At 60.7% G+C, this 15,708-nt stretch carries 13 protein-coding genes; 9 read left to right on the forward strand and 4 right to left on the reverse strand.

All coding sequences use genetic code 11. The features are described 5' to 3' along the window. The 3 genes from VNX23_RS20615 to VNX23_RS20620 form a co-directional block, all read left to right on the forward strand. A partial coding sequence (locus tag VNX23_RS20615; protein ID WP_325633027.1) for an alpha/beta hydrolase occupies positions 1 to 767 on the forward strand: 767 nt, incomplete at its 5' end. Positions 768 to 826: 59 nt separating this feature from the next. Then, positions 827 to 1,045, forward strand: a complete 219-nt coding sequence (locus VNX23_RS30915) for a hypothetical protein (protein WP_349256122.1) — start codon at positions 827 to 829, stop codon at positions 1,043 to 1,045. A 255-nt stretch (positions 1,046 to 1,300) separates the two neighbouring features. After that, a complete protein-coding gene (locus VNX23_RS20620) occupies positions 1,301 to 1,885 on the forward strand; it encodes a YybH family protein (RefSeq protein WP_325633029.1) in 585 nt (194 codons plus the stop codon). Positions 1,886 to 2,053: 168 nt separating this feature from the next. Here VNX23_RS20620 and VNX23_RS20625 read toward each other — a convergent pair whose 3' ends face one another. From VNX23_RS20625 to VNX23_RS20635, 3 genes are all read right to left on the reverse strand, one after another. Then, complete coding sequence (locus tag VNX23_RS20625) at positions 2,054 to 4,516, reverse strand: peptidase domain-containing ABC transporter (RefSeq protein ID WP_325633030.1); 2,463 nt, start codon at positions 4,514 to 4,516, stop codon at positions 2,054 to 2,056. A gap of 4 nt (positions 4,517 to 4,520) precedes the next feature. Beyond that, entirely contained in the window at positions 4,521 to 5,543 is a 1,023-nt protein-coding gene (locus VNX23_RS20630; protein WP_325633031.1) for an HlyD family efflux transporter periplasmic adaptor subunit, read from the reverse strand. Between the two features lie 371 nt (positions 5,544 to 5,914). Then, positions 5,915 to 6,118 (reverse strand): hypothetical protein, encoded by a 204-nt coding sequence (locus VNX23_RS20635; protein ID WP_325633032.1) that lies wholly within the window; start codon positions 6,116 to 6,118, stop codon positions 5,915 to 5,917. A gap of 840 nt (positions 6,119 to 6,958) precedes the next feature. Here VNX23_RS20635 and VNX23_RS20640 point away from each other — a divergent pair. From VNX23_RS20640 to VNX23_RS20665, 6 genes are all read left to right on the forward strand, one after another. Continuing rightward, positions 6,959 to 7,477, forward strand: a complete 519-nt coding sequence (locus VNX23_RS20640) for a sigma-70 family RNA polymerase sigma factor (protein ID WP_325633080.1) — start codon at positions 6,959 to 6,961, stop codon at positions 7,475 to 7,477. Between the two features lie 114 nt (positions 7,478 to 7,591). Continuing rightward, entirely contained in the window at positions 7,592 to 7,894 is a 303-nt protein-coding gene (locus VNX23_RS20645) for a hypothetical protein (protein ID WP_325633033.1), read from the forward strand. Between the two features lie 85 nt (positions 7,895 to 7,979). Beyond that, positions 7,980 to 9,572 carry a hypothetical protein gene (locus VNX23_RS20650; protein WP_325633034.1) on the forward strand — a complete coding sequence of 531 codons (1,593 nt, stop codon included), beginning with the start codon at positions 7,980 to 7,982 and terminating at the stop codon, positions 9,570 to 9,572. Positions 9,573 to 9,584: 12 nt separating this feature from the next. Continuing rightward, positions 9,585 to 11,426, forward strand: a complete 1,842-nt coding sequence (locus tag VNX23_RS20655) for a type I secretion system permease/ATPase (RefSeq protein WP_325633035.1) — start codon at positions 9,585 to 9,587, stop codon at positions 11,424 to 11,426. Then, positions 11,423 to 12,775 (forward strand): HlyD family type I secretion periplasmic adaptor subunit, encoded by a 1,353-nt coding sequence (locus tag VNX23_RS20660; protein WP_325633036.1) that lies wholly within the window; start codon positions 11,423 to 11,425, stop codon positions 12,773 to 12,775. The genes VNX23_RS20655 and VNX23_RS20660 overlap by 4 nt, the downstream gene beginning before the upstream one ends. Before the next feature lie 245 nt (positions 12,776 to 13,020). Beyond that, a complete protein-coding gene (locus VNX23_RS20665; protein ID WP_325633037.1) occupies positions 13,021 to 13,353 on the forward strand; it encodes a hypothetical protein in 333 nt (110 codons plus the stop codon). A 27-nt stretch (positions 13,354 to 13,380) separates the two neighbouring features. On the opposite strand, the gene VNX23_RS20670 is transcribed toward VNX23_RS20665, so the two are convergent. After that, a complete protein-coding gene (locus tag VNX23_RS20670) occupies positions 13,381 to 15,708 on the reverse strand; it encodes a xanthine dehydrogenase family protein molybdopterin-binding subunit (protein WP_325633038.1) in 2,328 nt (775 codons plus the stop codon).

Consider the following 15,708-nt stretch of genomic DNA (forward strand, 5'->3'; position numbering starts at 1 on the left):
GGCTCGCTAAGCTCTTTGATCGCGTCGTGTTGTTCGACTTCCCCGGCTATGGGCTCAGCGACAAGCCGATCGCGAACTACACCTATTCGTTGTTCGAGCAGGCCGACGTAGCACTGCAGGTGTGGAAAGAGCGCGGCGTGACGGGCGGTCACGTGCTGTCGCACGACATGGGCGACAGCGTGCACACCGAGTTGGTCGCGCGGCACGTCAGCGGCCTGCTGCCCGCGTGGCTCTCGGCGGGCTTCAAGAGCTTCACCTTCACCAATGGCAACATGGTGCTCGATCTTGCGCAGCTGCGGCTGGGTCAGAAGGCGCTGCTGGGCGCAGCCGGGCCGCTGTTCAGCCGCTTGTCCGCCAACTGGAGCGCCTTCAACCGCACCGTGCAGAGCGCGCAGGGCAATGACCGGCTGACGCCGGAAGACGCCGGGCTAATGTGGGCCAACGTCCAGCTACAGCACGGGCACCGGATGAACCACCTGGTGATCCAGTACCTCAAGGACCGCAAGCGCTTCGAAAAGTCGCGCTGGCTGCCGTCGCTCTCCCTCGTGAAAGAGCCGGTGCACATCTGCTGGGGCGACGCCGACGCGGTGTCGCCGGCGAAGGTCGCTCTACACCTGAAGGAGCACGTCTGCCCGCGCGCACGGCTGACGCTGATGCCGGGCGTGGGGCATTTCTGCCAGCTGAGTGACCCGGACATGTGGTTCGCGAGTGTAGCCGCGTTTTACAACGAGGAGTGCGGGCTCGGCGGATGCGACCGCATGAAATAATTCACGAATAAAATTTGCCCGGATTGGCCTCCGGGTGCGGGAGCATCGCGGACGCCGACTTGCGAAACACACTCGGAAGGGAAATTCCTGATGCCTTGTGTGTGGAGATGGAGGGAGCAGCTGTAGCTCAAGTTTGCCATGAGCGTGATGTACCGCTTACCGTGGTCCGAACCATTTCTGACAAAGCTGATCATCATGTCGACTTTGTCAAGTTCGTCGATACCGTCGCTAGTCACTTTACATGCGGCATCGTCAGACAGTTTATAATCGAGGTTTAGTCTAACAGCTCGACTTACACGATGCTGAACCCCGTGGAGGTCCGCTCATGGCCCTTCGCGACATTTTGCACACGCGAAATCGCCCGGTCGCTTTTGGCGCGAAGCGGACATCAATGGGGGAGCTGTGCCGGCTGAATTGGTTGAGATTGACCCCAAGCGGCCCTGACTAACTCGGCGCTTTGTGATTTAGCCCGCGTATCGGCTGATTTGCCAATTTGATATCCTGTAGTGCAGGGGGGTCAACGGAGGGAGCCCATGTCTGCACCGCGAGCCCGTCAAAATGCCCTCATAGCGGCAGTGCTTGGTTTGACCGGCGTTGTACTGATGTCGATGCCGATTGGCACAGCCAAAGCGCAAGGAGCGAAGCCGATACAAGAGCCTATAACCGGCAACGAGGAACTCGGCGACCTGAGCCAGCCGCAACAGGCCTTGGCTCAATTCTATCACGCGTTCAATTCACGCGATCTCAAGATGATCGACGACAACTTCGCTGCTTCCGACGACGTTGCGATCGACAATCCGCTGGGCGGAATTCGGCGAGGTGCTGATCAGCCGCACAAGATGTACGAGGGCGTCTTCAAAAGTCCAGCCGACGTTCATGTTGTTTTCTGGGATTACACGATCCATCGGGCCGGCGACGTGTTTTGGGCGGTAGGGCGCGAGCGCGGCACCTACGTCGATGGCGGCGCCGAGAAAGACCTCAACATCCGCACTACCCGCGTTTTTCAGCTCATCAATGGTCGCTGGCGCCAGATGCATCATCACGGTTCAATCGAGGACGCAAAACTCCTCGCCGAATATCAGAACGCGGTGCGATCCGCTGCATCGAAGTCAAAATAATAGCCGTTCGGCGCAGAGATAAAACATCGTAGCGTGCTGTCGCCTGTTGGCCCTTCGCGCATTTTCGCGGCCGCGCAGCGTTGGCTGCCGGGTTGGCTCTCGGGGCGGGCTGCGCCTTCGGGACGGCACCGACGCCTATATTACCAACCCGCCCCGTTAGAGCCGAAATCACCACCTTGAGAAGTCGATCTTGGCCAAGGCCTCACCCGGATTACGATTGGTGTCGCCGTTGCCACAGTCGTTGGACGGCTTGGTGCCGCAACAATCCTTCTGCGGCTCGCAGTCGTGCTCGTCCAGTTGGCGGTCGCCGTTGCCGGCGTCCTTCCAGGCGCCATCGCACGCAGAGTAATCGACCTTGCCTTCTTTCGAGTAGTCGTCCTTCCCCGCATGTTTGGAATAATCGCTCTTGCTGCCGTCATCAGACCAGTCGTTGCGTTCTTTCGCGGTCTCGGCTGATTTCACGCTTTCGGCGGCAAACTCGGTAAGACTGGTATCGCGGGCAGACGCCGCTGCCGGTCTGCGGCTTGCAACTCCGACCTGCAGCGGCCCGGCCACAGCGGCTAGATGGACGATCATATCCGCGCCCTGGGTGATTTCGGGTCGGTGCGCTATGCTCACGCGAGTCATTTTCAGGTGCCGAAGATTCGCGTTGATTTCTCTCTCCTTTTCGGTGTCAAGATGCGCCGTACCCTCGTCCAGAAACAGGATCTTTGGTCGGCGATAAAGTGCCCGCGCCAGGAGTACGCGCTGTTTCTGCCCGGCGGACAATGAGCTTCCCATGTCGCCGATGAGGCTATTGTAGCTCATCGGCATTGCCATAATATCGTCGTGGATGCCGGCAATGCGCGCGCACTCGATCATCCCTTGCAGGTCGAAGGTTGTCTCAAAAAAGCAGATATTGTCGGCAATCGATCCCGAGAGCAATTGATCCTCCTGCATCACCGCGCCGATTTGTTCGCGATAAACGCGCGGCCCGATCTGGCCTAGCGGAAGGCCGTCGATCAGAACCTCGCCGCTTGTTGGCTCGAGCAAACCAAGCATGATTTTGACAAGGGTTGTCTTGCCACAGCCAGAGGGTCCCATGATTGTCACGAATTGTCCTGGGGCAACGCACAGGTTGACGTTGTTGAGAATAAGAGGCTCTGCTTCTGCATAGCGGAAGCAGACGTTGCGCATTTCGATCGCGCCGCGGATCGGTCGCATATACGACAGGTCCTGGCTGTGCCCTCGCTCCAGTGGGGTGAGCGCAATGTCGGATAGGCGCTCCAGATGCAGTCCGAGTATGCGCAGGTCCACCAGCTTCTCGATCAGCAGCGCTGTCCGTTCGGCGAACTGCAGCTTGTAGCTAACGAATGCGAATATCATGCCGACCGTGAGAAGGTTATCCAGTGCGAGGCGAGCGGCGAGGTAGATTGTGACTACGTTCTCCAGGCCGAATATCGCGTCGTTCATCGCTTTGAAGCTGATCTTCGCCCGCCCCAGCCGCACGTTGGCATTTACATACGCTGCATAACGGTTCAGCCATTGGCTCTCGCGCTCGTTCTCCCGGTTGAGTAGCTTTAGGCTCTGGACCGCCCGCACAGTTTCGATGAAGTTGGAGTCTTCGTCTGCTTTACTGTGAATGGCCGCTTCGCTCCGTTGTCGAAACATCCTGAAAAGAGCGAGCCGCAAAACGGCATAGAGTGCGAACGAGGACAGGACAACAAATCCGAGCTGGGCGCTGTAGGTGAACATCAACCCCAGCATCAACATCGACATGAGACCGTCGATCAAACCCGTGATCAGCCCCTCCGCGAGCATGTTGCGAATGGGCTCGATCGAGTTGAACCGTGACAGAATGTCACCGATGTGTCGCTTTTCGAAAAAGGAGAGCGGCAAACGCACCAGATGATGAAACAGTCGGGCGCCTATTTGGAAGCTCAACGTATTCTGCAGAACAAGAACAATGAACGAGCGGGTCGCGGTCGACCCGAGTTTGATCAGGACGAGAAGCGCAAACCCAAGCCCGAGTACGAGAAGGAGATCGACGTCCCCTCTGGCGATAACCTCATCGACCGTGAGCTGCATGTAAAAGGGGGCGGCGAGGTTGAGGATCTCGATGACCACCGATAGAACCAATATTTGCGTCAGAGTATGAGTGTTTCTGCTTGTTCCGCTAAAGAACGCCGAGAATGGTAATCTCACTCTCTCGTCCGCGCGGCAGAACCCTTCTGTGGGCGAGAGTTCGAGCACGACGCCAGTGAGATGTTTTGATGCTTCCGTGATCGGAAACCATTTCTCGCCAGCTGCCGGATCGTGCACCACGATCCCCTTCTTTTTGAATGCTTTCAGTACAACGAAATGAACCATGTCCCAGTGCAGGATAGCGGGAAGGCGCAGTTGGTTGAGGTGGCCGATCTCGATTCGCAGCGGCCGGCATCCCAGGTCCAGGTGAGCTGCTATCTCAATTAGGTCGCGCAGCGTGACACCCTTCAGGGACACCGGATACCGACGGCGCAGGCTATTCATGTCGGTTCGATGGCCGTGATAGGACGCCACCATGGCCAGGCATGCCAACCCGCATTCCGTCGCCTCTGTCTGTCTGATGACCGGGAGGAACCTGCGTCCGCTGAAATTCAACAGTCCTTGCATGCGGCTACATCCTTGCGCTCAACACCGGATCGAGCAGCCATCTCAGCAGCGAGCGCTGCTCAAGAATGACATCGGCCTTCAGCAGCATGTCTGGCTGCAGCGGCATCTTGCGCCCATAGGCATCGATGTCGGGCCGCTCGAGAGCCACAGTCACTCGGTAAGCCGGTTCCTTAAGGGTGATCGGCCCCTTCGTTTCGTTACCGCTCAGAATGGCGTGAGAGAGTTCTGTCACGCTGCCGCGGTAGGCGCCGAATTTCTGATAGGGAAATGCATCGTAAAGTAACCTTACCTGCTGGCCGGGGCGCACAAAACCAAACGCGCGGGTCGGAAAGAACAGCTCCGCCTGCAGTTGCGCATCAACAGGAATAATTTCGAGCTGCATATGCTTTGGATCGGCGATCTGGCCGACAGTCGCCTGCAGTGTGGACACGCGCCCACTCGTCGGCGCCTTGATAACGTAAGCCTGCCGCCCGTTCACTTCGGCGACGCGCTGTTCGATCGAGGAGAGATCATTGCGCAGTACCCGGACCCTCTCCGCAACAACGGCCGGAAGTTGCTCGAGCGTATGCCGCGCGTCGGTCAATTGGGTCCGCCGCGCGGTGATCTGCTGATCGAGCGTCACCACGTTTTGCTTTTGCTCGAGTGCGCCCTGCTCGCGGCGCTTGAGCTCGATCGCTGCCAACGCCCCGCTCGCCACCAGCTTAGCGCCCGTTGCTACAAAACTCTCCGAAAGCTTCAGCCGCTCGTTTTGAATGTTGCGTTGGTCCTCGAGCTGATCAATCTCCCCCTCAATCCCCTTGATCGTGGAGGCGAGGCGATCGCGTTCCGAGGCGGTCCGACGCTCTTCGGCAGCGACCTGGCGCTCGATGACATTGCGCTGCTGCGCCAGCACTGCGAGCACGGTGCTGTTGACGTCATCGCCGTTCGCGTTGATTTGCGAAGTGACTACGGTCAGGAGCGGGTCACCTTCTGCAACCTCCTGACCCTCCTTCACCCTTATGTCTTTGACGAAGCCCTGTTGCGGCACGAAAATCTTGGCGGTGCCGAAGGTCGGGGCTAGATAACCGCTCACGGTCTCCTTGCGTGCGTATTGCGCGATGGAGAGAAAACACAGACTGACCGCAACAAGTCCCGCAAGGGTCCAGCCAAGGATCGTGCTGGATACCGGCTGCAGCGATACGACCTCGCCCCAGCTGTTGCGCTGATGCAGAAAGTCGATTGCCTCCTGGCGAAATAGAGTCGGCCGGTTAGCCATGGCGCACCTTTACGCTCTCATTCGTCGATTCAAGAGCTGCGCATGGTATCTCTTCGCCGCGCCACGGCTGCGGATGGATACCGCACGATGCGGTGGAGAACCGCTCCTTGCTAAGCAGAAGCGGTTCGCCCACGATCTTGCCGTTAGAATCTAAAATTGCCTTGGTTTTGTTCTCCAAGGATGTTGACGCCGACGTTGGTTTGGTTGTTGCTGACGTTGATGAGGCTGCCGCCGCTCTCCCGGCAGCCGCAGTTACTGCCACCGCCGTTGCTCCAGCCAGCGGCTACGAGATCGAGTTCCTTATCAGACAGTTCGATGGGGTGAGTGAAATTGGTGATCTCTTGCATGTTCGTCTCCCTTCGGGGTTCGATTTAAGTGTCGAGACAGTTGCTCCAACAGCTGCCACGTTATCACTAGCTGCAAGACGCCAATCTGGATGCACTGTCGTGCAAAAATTTTTTGCGGCAAGCCAAACGCTCGTTTCCATTCTCTTGTCACGCCAGTCACGCCAGTCAGAGAGTGGTTGCTGATTTGCGCGCCGCCAACCTTCCATGGTCTCAACGCAATTGATCGACGACTTCTCTTGAAAAGTTCGACACCAGCAGGAAGCGCATAAGCGCTAGAGTGGAATACGCGGATTGATGTTTGCAATGTTATGCGCGTTCGCGCCTTGAAGGTACGACTAGCGTGCTTTCATTGCCGTGTGATGCAGATCGGTTTTGCTGGCGATCTCTTCGGCAGGGGTGCAACAAGCGCATTGCAACGCCGGTTGGCATGGCTCGAACAACGAGGCGCGCGAGCTTCATTTCCTCGCTCATTCGATGGTTGCACTGGTTGCAGGATAACCCTGCTAGTCGAGTCCGGATTGGCCCCGGATCCAGATGACAAGACACGGTCCGTGATGCGGAAATTTAAGATTGGGAAAAAAATTCCAGGAACAAATTTCGTGCGTGTGGTTTGGGCCTTTCAATACGCATTTGCATTTTCTTGGAAAATACCAGTCACCAACACTGTCCAACACGGGAATACCTAGACGGGAATCGGCAGGTCGCGTCTATTTTTTGCGACAGGTTATTTCGATCATGTCCCACCAAGGTACCGACTTCGCACAAGCAAGGTCTCGCACGAGCGCAGGGCAGCAAGACAGGTATCCCGATTGCGAGACGGCTCCCGATTACGAGAGAGCCCTGCTCGAGTGCGCCTCCGGATCACATTCTGCCGTCGGCGAGATCTACGTTCGGGAGAGGGAACAGTTGCGCGCGGTGGCGCACCGGATTGTCCGCGACGTGTCACGTGCAGAGGACGTCATCCACGAGGCCTTTGCGCAGATTCTCCGATATTCCAAAGACTTCGATCCTGCGCGTGGATCCGCGCGGGGCTGGATCTATGCAATCGTCCGCAACACCGCACTCAAGATGCAGGCGAAGGCGAGGCGCGAGTTCCCGCTCAAGGACGACACGCTGAACGCCATCTGCGAGCGGGAACAGATCATCCCGAATCCCGCGTCCTGCATTCCGGACAGCATGGCGCTACGGGCCATGCTCGATCAGCTCGAGCCAAACCGCCGCGCGAGCCTGCTTCTGGCGATCATCGATGGGCGCACGCACGAGGAAATTGCCGAATACCTCCGGGTTCCCGTCGGCACTGCCAAGGCCTGGATTCGGAGAGAGCTGATGGCCATGCGCCGTCAGCTCGATGACGCATGAATTTATTTTTCGGCGCTGCATCCATCTGCGTGTGGCGACGGTAGGTAGTGACGGCGAGGTCCCGGAGAAGGCATGTCCGCGCGACCGCCGCAAACCCGGAGCGAGGAGGGAACCATGTCCGAACGGGGTAGCCCTACAAGCATTCCCGACCCGAAGGATCATAGCGACACCAGGCCGTCCGGCGACTTCGACAAGAACCCCGGCGAAGCGTTGGCGAAATTCGACTTCTCGCACACCGATCTCGGCTCGCAAGATATCGATCACTCGAAAGGTCCTGATCACTCGGAGGCGCTTGCCGCGCTCGCGTCCATGTCATCCGACGATGCGCTCGATTACGCCATCAACCAAATGGGTCCGGCGGATCACCTGGACGTGGGGCATTCCGACATGTCGGCGGACACGTCGCACGACGCCTGACGCGTCGAAAATGCTCACTCGCAGGCGGGGCTACCGCACGAGGGTTGCTATTGACCAGAACGAGGAACCTAGAAGGCGAGCGATCATGAACAGAATACAAAAACGCGAACTGGTCGAACAGCAACGGAAGATTTTTGAAGCCGGGGCACAACGTGTTGACAAGCGAACCGGCTCTTTCACTTTCTTGACATGGTCGTTCTTCCTTGCCCCGCTAGTAGCCGTCGAAGAGTTTCTTTCCTCTACGCTCAGACCGGCAGCCGCCGGGGACGAGAACGCAGGAGCCGCTCAGGCAGCCGCGGCGTCACATGTGGGAAACAACGATTCATCGGCGACTGATCTCTCCAAAACGACGGCAGCCGACGAGACCAACCAGGGGCTCGCCTCTTCGGCACAAACGCAGGCAGATCACGCCGGTCGGACCGAGCTTCTGGCGCAGCCGGACGCGGCCAAGCCCGGCGAAGCTGCCGCCGCGGCGAACATTGGCGGCCGCGATGACGATTCGCAACATGACAGCGCTCACCACGCCACCCACGGGAGCTCCGTCAACGTGTTAGCCGACAACCACCTTGGTCTGCCGCCCGGCTCGGCGCCCGAATCGTCGGAGGCCAATGTGCTCATGGGCACGCCGACCCCGAACATGGCCGCCACGACCTCGCCGGTCGAGGCTGTTGTGCAGCCGGTGATCGCGACCGCGACCGACACCGTGGGCACGCTGGCCCATGACGTGGTCGCCGCTACTGCGCCGGTCGAGGCTGTCGTGCAGCCGGTGATCGCGACCGCGACCGACACCGTGAGCACGCTCAGCCATGACACGGCCGCGGCGGTTGCGCCGATTGAGGCTGTCGTGCAGCCGGTGATCGCGACCGCGACCGACACCGTGAGCACACTCACTCATGAAGTGGCCGCAGCAACCGCGCCGGTCGAGGCTGTCGTGCAGCCGGTGATTGCGACCGCGACCGACACCGTGGACACGCTGGCCCATGACGTGGCCGCCACGACCGCGCCAGTCGAGGCTGTTGTGCAGCCGGTGCTCGCAACTGCGACCGACCCCGTCAGCACGCCGACCCAGGATGTCTCACATTCGGTTGCGGACGTGAGTGCGGGAAGCGACACTGTTGCGAGTGTTGCGCCGGTCGCCGACATCACCGCATCGCTGCACGCCAGGGAAAGCGGCTCGCCAAGCGATCCCGCCGCCGACCTGCTGCATGCGGCCACAGGTGACACCAACACTTCTGATACCAGCATCGGCAATGTCTCCGGACCAGCCGACACGCTTCTCGCTGCCGCAACCGCAACTCACACACCTATCGAGGTTCCTGAATCAGCGGCGGCTGCCCCGACCAACGCCGGAACGGGCGCACCGTCTGCCTCGGCAGCCCCGGGCCAGATTGCCACCGCTGGCGATGTGATCGCATTGCCCGACGCCCCACCGCCGGCAAATGCTCTGTACAGCGGAACGCAATACACGCAGTACGGCGTCGCGCTAAGCAGCGACACGGCCGGTTCCTCTCAGCCTGCCGCATCTCCGCCCGATGCCACAGCGGCTCACGACAGTTCGGCACCGGTGGTCGCCGATGTCCAGCATCAAACCCAGCAACAGGGGCCGCCGCCACCCGACATCGTGGATACGAGTCACCAATCAACGGCCCATCTCGGACATGTGGATTCCATCTTGTAACGCGTTGCAAACATGGCGGCCATCGAGACACTGAGTAATCCGCCACGCAGCCATCCTGCAGACCACCTTCGCGTCGTAACCCGCAGCGAGACCCGCGATTATGTCGGACCTGTCAACCCGCTCGCCGTCTGGCGATCGGTGGCGCGCGCAAATCTGATCGCGGTTGCGGCATTTTCGGTCATCGTGAATCTGCTGATGCTTACGCTGCCGATCTACCTGTTCCAGATATCCGACCGGGTGCTGACGAGCCGCAGTCTCGAGACACTGCTGATGCTCTCGGTTCTCGCGCTGGCGTTCATCGGCATTCTCTCGATCGTGGACATTCTGCGTCGGCAAGTGCTTGGGCGTCTTGCGACCAAGATGGAAGTGCTGCTTGGCGGCCCGGTGCTGGCGAGCAGCATCAACAACGCGCGGGCCGGCGAAGGCGGCACAATCCAGGGGATTCGCAGCCTTCACCAGGTGCGCGGATTCATCTCGAGCCCCGTCATGCTTCTGTTGATGGACGCGCCGTTGTCGCCCCTGTACTTCGGCGTCATATTCCTCGTCCACCGGGAACTCGGCTACATCGCTGTCGTGTCGGGGCTGGCTCTGGCGCTGATAGCGGTTATCAACCAGAAAGCAACTTCGGAGCCGCTGGGCCAGGCAGGTCTTCATGCCGCCGAGGCCGATGCGGCGGCCGAGTCGCTGGCGCGAAACTCGCAGGTGATCAATGCGATGGGGATGCTGAGCGAGAGCATCCTGCATTGGGGTCGAAGGCAGGCGCCGGCTCTGACCGTGCAGAGCCGGGCCCTCGACCGGAACTTCTGGATCGGCGGAGCGTCAAAGTTCGTCCGGCTGGTGGCCCAAATCACGATCCTCGGTACGGGCGCCTATCTGGCCCTCCAAGCCGAGATCACCGGCGGCATGATGATTGCGGCCTCGATCATTGCCGGCCGTGCCCTGCAGCCGCTCGAAGGCCTGATCGAGGGATGGCGCAGCTGTGTTCAGGCGCGATCGGCCTACGAGCGCGTCACGCAGGCCGTGGAGTCATTTCAGCGCGAGACGCCGAAGTTGCTTTTGCCCAAACCGCAGGGGCGCCTGAGCGTCGACCGGGTCTTGTATCTGCCACCCGGCTCAAAGGAGCCGGTGCTCAATGGCGTCTCGCTGGAGCTTGCGCCTGGAGAGTCTTTGGCCATCGTCGGACCGTCCGGATCGGGCAAGTCGACGCTTGCGCGCATTCTGGTGGGCTGCTTGGTGCCGACCGCGGGCAAGGTCAGGCTGGACGGCACGGAGTTGCGCAACTGGGATCGCCGGCAGTTCGGGGAATATACCGGCTACCTGCCCCAAGAGGTCGAGCTGTTTCCAGGGACCATCAAGCAGAACATCTGCCGCATGCGCGACGACCTGCCGGACGCCAGCATCTACGAGGCGGCGACGTTCTCGGGCATCCACGAAATGATCTGCCTGCTGTCGCAGGGATATGAGACCGTGCTCGACCGCAGCGGCGGGCCCCTGTCCGGGGGACAGAAACAGCGCATCGCGCTCGCCCGGGCATTTTTGGGCAATCCGTCTCTTGTCGTGCTGGACGAGCCCAACTCGAATCTCGACGCGGCGGGCGAGCAGGCCTTGACCGAGACTCTGCAGCGCGCCAAGACGCGTGGGGTCACCGCAGTGGTCGTCACCCTGCGTCCGGCGCTGCTGAACAGCGTGGACAAAGTGCTCGTCCTGCGGGCGGGACGCGCGGAAGCATTCGGCTCTCCAAGCGAAGTGCTGCATCGCCTGGTTCGGTCGCCCGGCGGAGCCGGAGCAGACAAGCCGTCGCAGCCACGCATCGAATCATCGGAAGAAACCGACAAGCGCGAGAGGACGGCATGAGAGCGGAAGCGGACAGCATCGGCGCGTGGTGCCGCGGCGTTCCCCTGAGCGCCACATGGCCGATTCTCACCGGGATCGGCATACTGGTTGTCTGGCTCGGTTGTTTCGGTGTTTGGGCCGGGGTTGCTCCACTGAACAGTGCGGTCGTCGCATCGGGCACTTTTGTAGCGACCGGGCAGAACAAGCAGGTCCAGCACTTCGAGGGCGGTATCATCCGGGAGATAGCGGTGAAGGAGGGTGATGTTGTCGAAGCGAACCAGGTCCTCGTTCGCATGGACGACACGGCTGCCAACGCCAAGCTGAGACGCCTGGTCTTGAAGAAGTATCGACTGCTCGCCATGAAGGCGCGTCTCGAAGCCGAAATGCGCTCTTCGGAGACAATCGAAGCTCCGGCGGCATTCGGCGAGAGCGTTCGTGATCCGGACATCGAAGCGATTCTTCAGCGGCAACGCGCCGAGCTCTGGGCTCGCCAGGCCAGCCTTACGGCCGAAGAGAGCGTGCTCAGGAAGCAAATCGCGGGACTGGAAGAAAGTATTCGCGGATATGAAGCGCAAGTGCAGTCCACCAGGGATCGCATTGCGCTGTTTGCGGAAGAGCTGAGGGACAAGAACTTGCTTCTGGGACAGCAACTGGTTCGCAAGACGGATGTGTTGGCGCTGCGACGTTCCGAGGCGAGTCTCGGGGGAGACCTCGGCGAGTATCTAGGCCGGATTGCCGACGCGAAGGAGCGGATTGCTCAGGCGAACGAAAAAATAGTCCACCTTCACTCGACGGCGCTCCGGGATTCGATCAAGGAGCTGCGCGAGACCGAGACGGATCTTGACGACGTTGAGGAGCAGATCCGCGCCGCGCAGGACGTGGTCGACCGGGTCGACGTCCGTTCGCCGGTCCGGGGCATTGTGGTGAAGAAGAATTTCAACACGGCGGGCGGTGTCGTCGCCCCTGGCGCCGTGATCCTGGAGCTTCTGCCGATCGGCGATGAGCGCATCATCGAGGCACACGTCAATCCCAAGGATATCTCGCATCTGAGCGTGGGCCAAGATGCGCTGGTGCGCCTGTCCGCGCTCAATCAGCGCGTCACGCCGATGGTCGCTGCGACCGTCATCTACGTCTCAGCAGACGCCTTGGCAGAGCAGGTGCAGATCAAGAACGAGAATGACGCGCGACGCGAATTCTATGTCGTTCGAGTACGCCTGGACCGGGATGACATTCTCAAGCGCATGCCCGAGTTCACGCCCACACCGGGGATGCCGGCCGACGTTTACATCAAAACCGGTGAGCGTACGTTTTTCGAATACATCATGAAGCCGGTGTTCGACAGCTTCTCTCGAGCCTTCCGTGAAACCTGAATGGAAAGCACCCAGGCGTTAGGCGCGCTGCACGTTAGGCGGCGGCCACTTTTCCCCCGCCGCTAATCTGAAAGGATATGCACGGGAAATCCCGATTAGAATCGACCCGCGGCGGCGAGTGCCGCAGGCTGGCTCAAGCGGAGATCGCGAAGCTGCCGCCCAACATGTAGAAACGCAAAAATTCGAAACGCGACGAGAATGACATTCTTCAGTTCGATTTTAATTTCAATGCGCTTGCGAATTGGATGCCTGAAACGGTCTTGGACGAATTTCTTCTACAGATTGAGTGCCTTCGCGTTTTCACACGGCCAAGACCCGAAGGCGACATTGACACTTGCTATTCAGAACCCGCCTTGCTTCCGAGCCGGCCGCAGCGCGCGGGGCCCGTTTACGCCACTCAGCAGCTTACGGTTGTCGAAAAAATCGCGCCTGACAAGACGACAACGCGCGCCGTCGATTTTGTGCGGTTTGTACCCTTTACGCGCGTTTTCAAAAGACTAAGCACCGATAATGCGGCGGAAAATATCCGCCGCATCGTTCGTATGAGCAATCGCTTCGCCATCGAACCGGATCGATGAATCGGCCTTTGTGAACCAACGCTAAGTTTACGTCTCCAGCTGCTTGCCGATGGGCAGCGCCCGGATGCGCTTGCCGGTCGCGGTAAAGATGGCGTTGATCAAGGCCGGTGCAAACGGTGGCACGCCAGGCTCGCCGACGCCACTGGGCGGCGTGTCGGGCCCCGGAGGCACGATGTAGACATTGGTCACCAGTGGTGCTTCGTCGATCCGGAGCAACGGGAAGTCGTCGAAGTTCCTCTGCTGCACCTTGCCGTCCTTGAAGGTGATCTCGCCATATTTGGCGAGGCTGAGCCCCATGATGGCGGCGCCCTCGATCTGGGACTGGATGCGCTCCGGATTGACATAGGTCCCGCAATCGATGGCGGTATCCACCCGCGGCACCGTCAGCTTGCCCTTGTCGTCGACGGCCACCTCGACGATGGTCGCGATATAGCTGACAAAGCTGCGGTGGACGGCGATCCCGAGCCCACGGCCTTTGGGCACCGACCGTCCCCACTCGCCTTTGTCGGCGACCAGTTCGACCACCCGCCGCAGCCGCGCCGTGTCGATCGGATAGCTGGAGTAGGGCTCGCCATAGTTCCAGGGATCCTTCACCGACGAGAGATCGACGATGCGCGGTGAGCCGATGAGCTCCAGCAGCATCTCCTTCTGGTCACGGTTGGCGGCGTGCGCGAGCTCGCCGACCATCGACTGCACCGCAAAGGCACGCGGGATGTTGGAGACCGAGCGGAACCAGCCGATGCGGGTGTATGCTGCGGCTTCCGGATTCTCGCACTGGAGGTTGGCGATCTCGAAGGGATTGTCGATGAGGCCCATGCCGAGTTCGAACGGCGCCTGATGGACGGTACCCGCCGCAAACGTCGAGGCGATGCTGGGCGCGACACTGCGGTGGCGCCAGGCGATCACCTTGCCGTTCTTGTCGAGGCCGGCCTCGATCCGCTCTACCGAGACCGTGTGCAGGAAGTCGTGCTGGATGTCGTCGTCGCGCGTCCATTGAACCTTGACCGGGGCGTTGAGCGCCTTCGACAGCAGCGCCGCCTCCAGCGCGTAGTCGCATTTCGACTTGCGGCCGAAGCCGCCGCCGAGCAGCGTCACATTGATGGTGACGTTGTCCTCGGGGATTCCGAGCGTCTTGGCAACGTCCTCGCGCGTGCCGCCCGGGCTTTGCACCGGCGCCCAGATCTCGGCCTTGTCGCCCTTGACGTCGGCCACTGCGGCCGGCGGCTCCATGCTGACATGGGCAAGATGCGGCAGATAATATTCGCCGACGATCACCTTATCGGCGCTCTTCAAGGCGGCGTCGACGTCGCCTTCCTTGCGCACGATAAGTCCCGGTTTGCGTGCGGCCCCTTCGAGCTCGGTCCGGTAGGCGGCCGAGTCGTATTTGCCGTTGGCGCCATCGTCCCAGGTGACCTTCAGTGCATCGCGGCCCTTGATCGCCGCGCCCGTGTTGCGGGCGATCACGGCCACTCCGCCAAGCGGCTGGAATTTTGACGGCCAAGGCCATCCCTTGACCTCCATGACCTTCTCGACGCCGGAGACCTTCACGGCATTAGCGGAATCGAACGATACCAGCTTGCCGCCGGTCACGGGCGGGCGGGCGATGACGGCGTATTTCATGCCGGGCAGCCGAATATCAGCGCCGTAGCCGGCCTTGCCGGTGGTGATGTCGTGCAGATCGACGATGCCGATCTCGCCTTTGCCGAGATAGCGGAAGGTCTTCGGGTCCTTCAGCTTCAGGCTGTCGATGGCCGGTACTGGTTCCCTGGCAGCATCAGCGGCCAGACCGCCAAATCCGATCTTCCGTCCGCTCGCCTCGTGGACCACCTCGTGATTGACCGCTTTTACCTCAGTCACCGGAACGCCCCAGCGCTTCGCCGCGGCCTGCTCCAGCATCTTGCGGGCCGAGGCCCCGATCTGGCGCATCGGCATCAGGTAATGCCGCGTGCTGCGCGAGCCGTCGGTGTCCTGGTTGCCGTATTTGACCTCATCGCCGTGGGCCTGCCGAACGCGGACCCGCGACCAATCGGCGTCCATTTCCTCGGCGACAATCAGCGGCAGGCTGGTGCGGACGCCGGTTCCCATCTCCGCACGATGCGCGACGATGGTGACGATGCCGTCGGGGGCGATCGCCACGAACACGCGCGGATCGACCACGGTGCCGTGCGGCATCTTGTCGGCACCGGTCTGGTAGGAAGCGAAGGCAGGGCGGCTCATGACGGGGGCGGCGAGCACGAAACCGCCGGCGATCCCGAGAGCCTTCAGCATGCTGCGGCGTGAGACCTTCTCGACCTTGATCGGCCGGATGTGTTGCTCAAAGCCACGGACTTTCCTGGGGTTTGCAAGGATGTTCAT

Origin of the sequence: Bradyrhizobium sp., assembly GCF_035570375.1 — a bacterium.
In the GTDB taxonomy this organism is placed as follows: Bacteria; Pseudomonadota; Alphaproteobacteria; order Rhizobiales; family Xanthobacteraceae; genus Bradyrhizobium.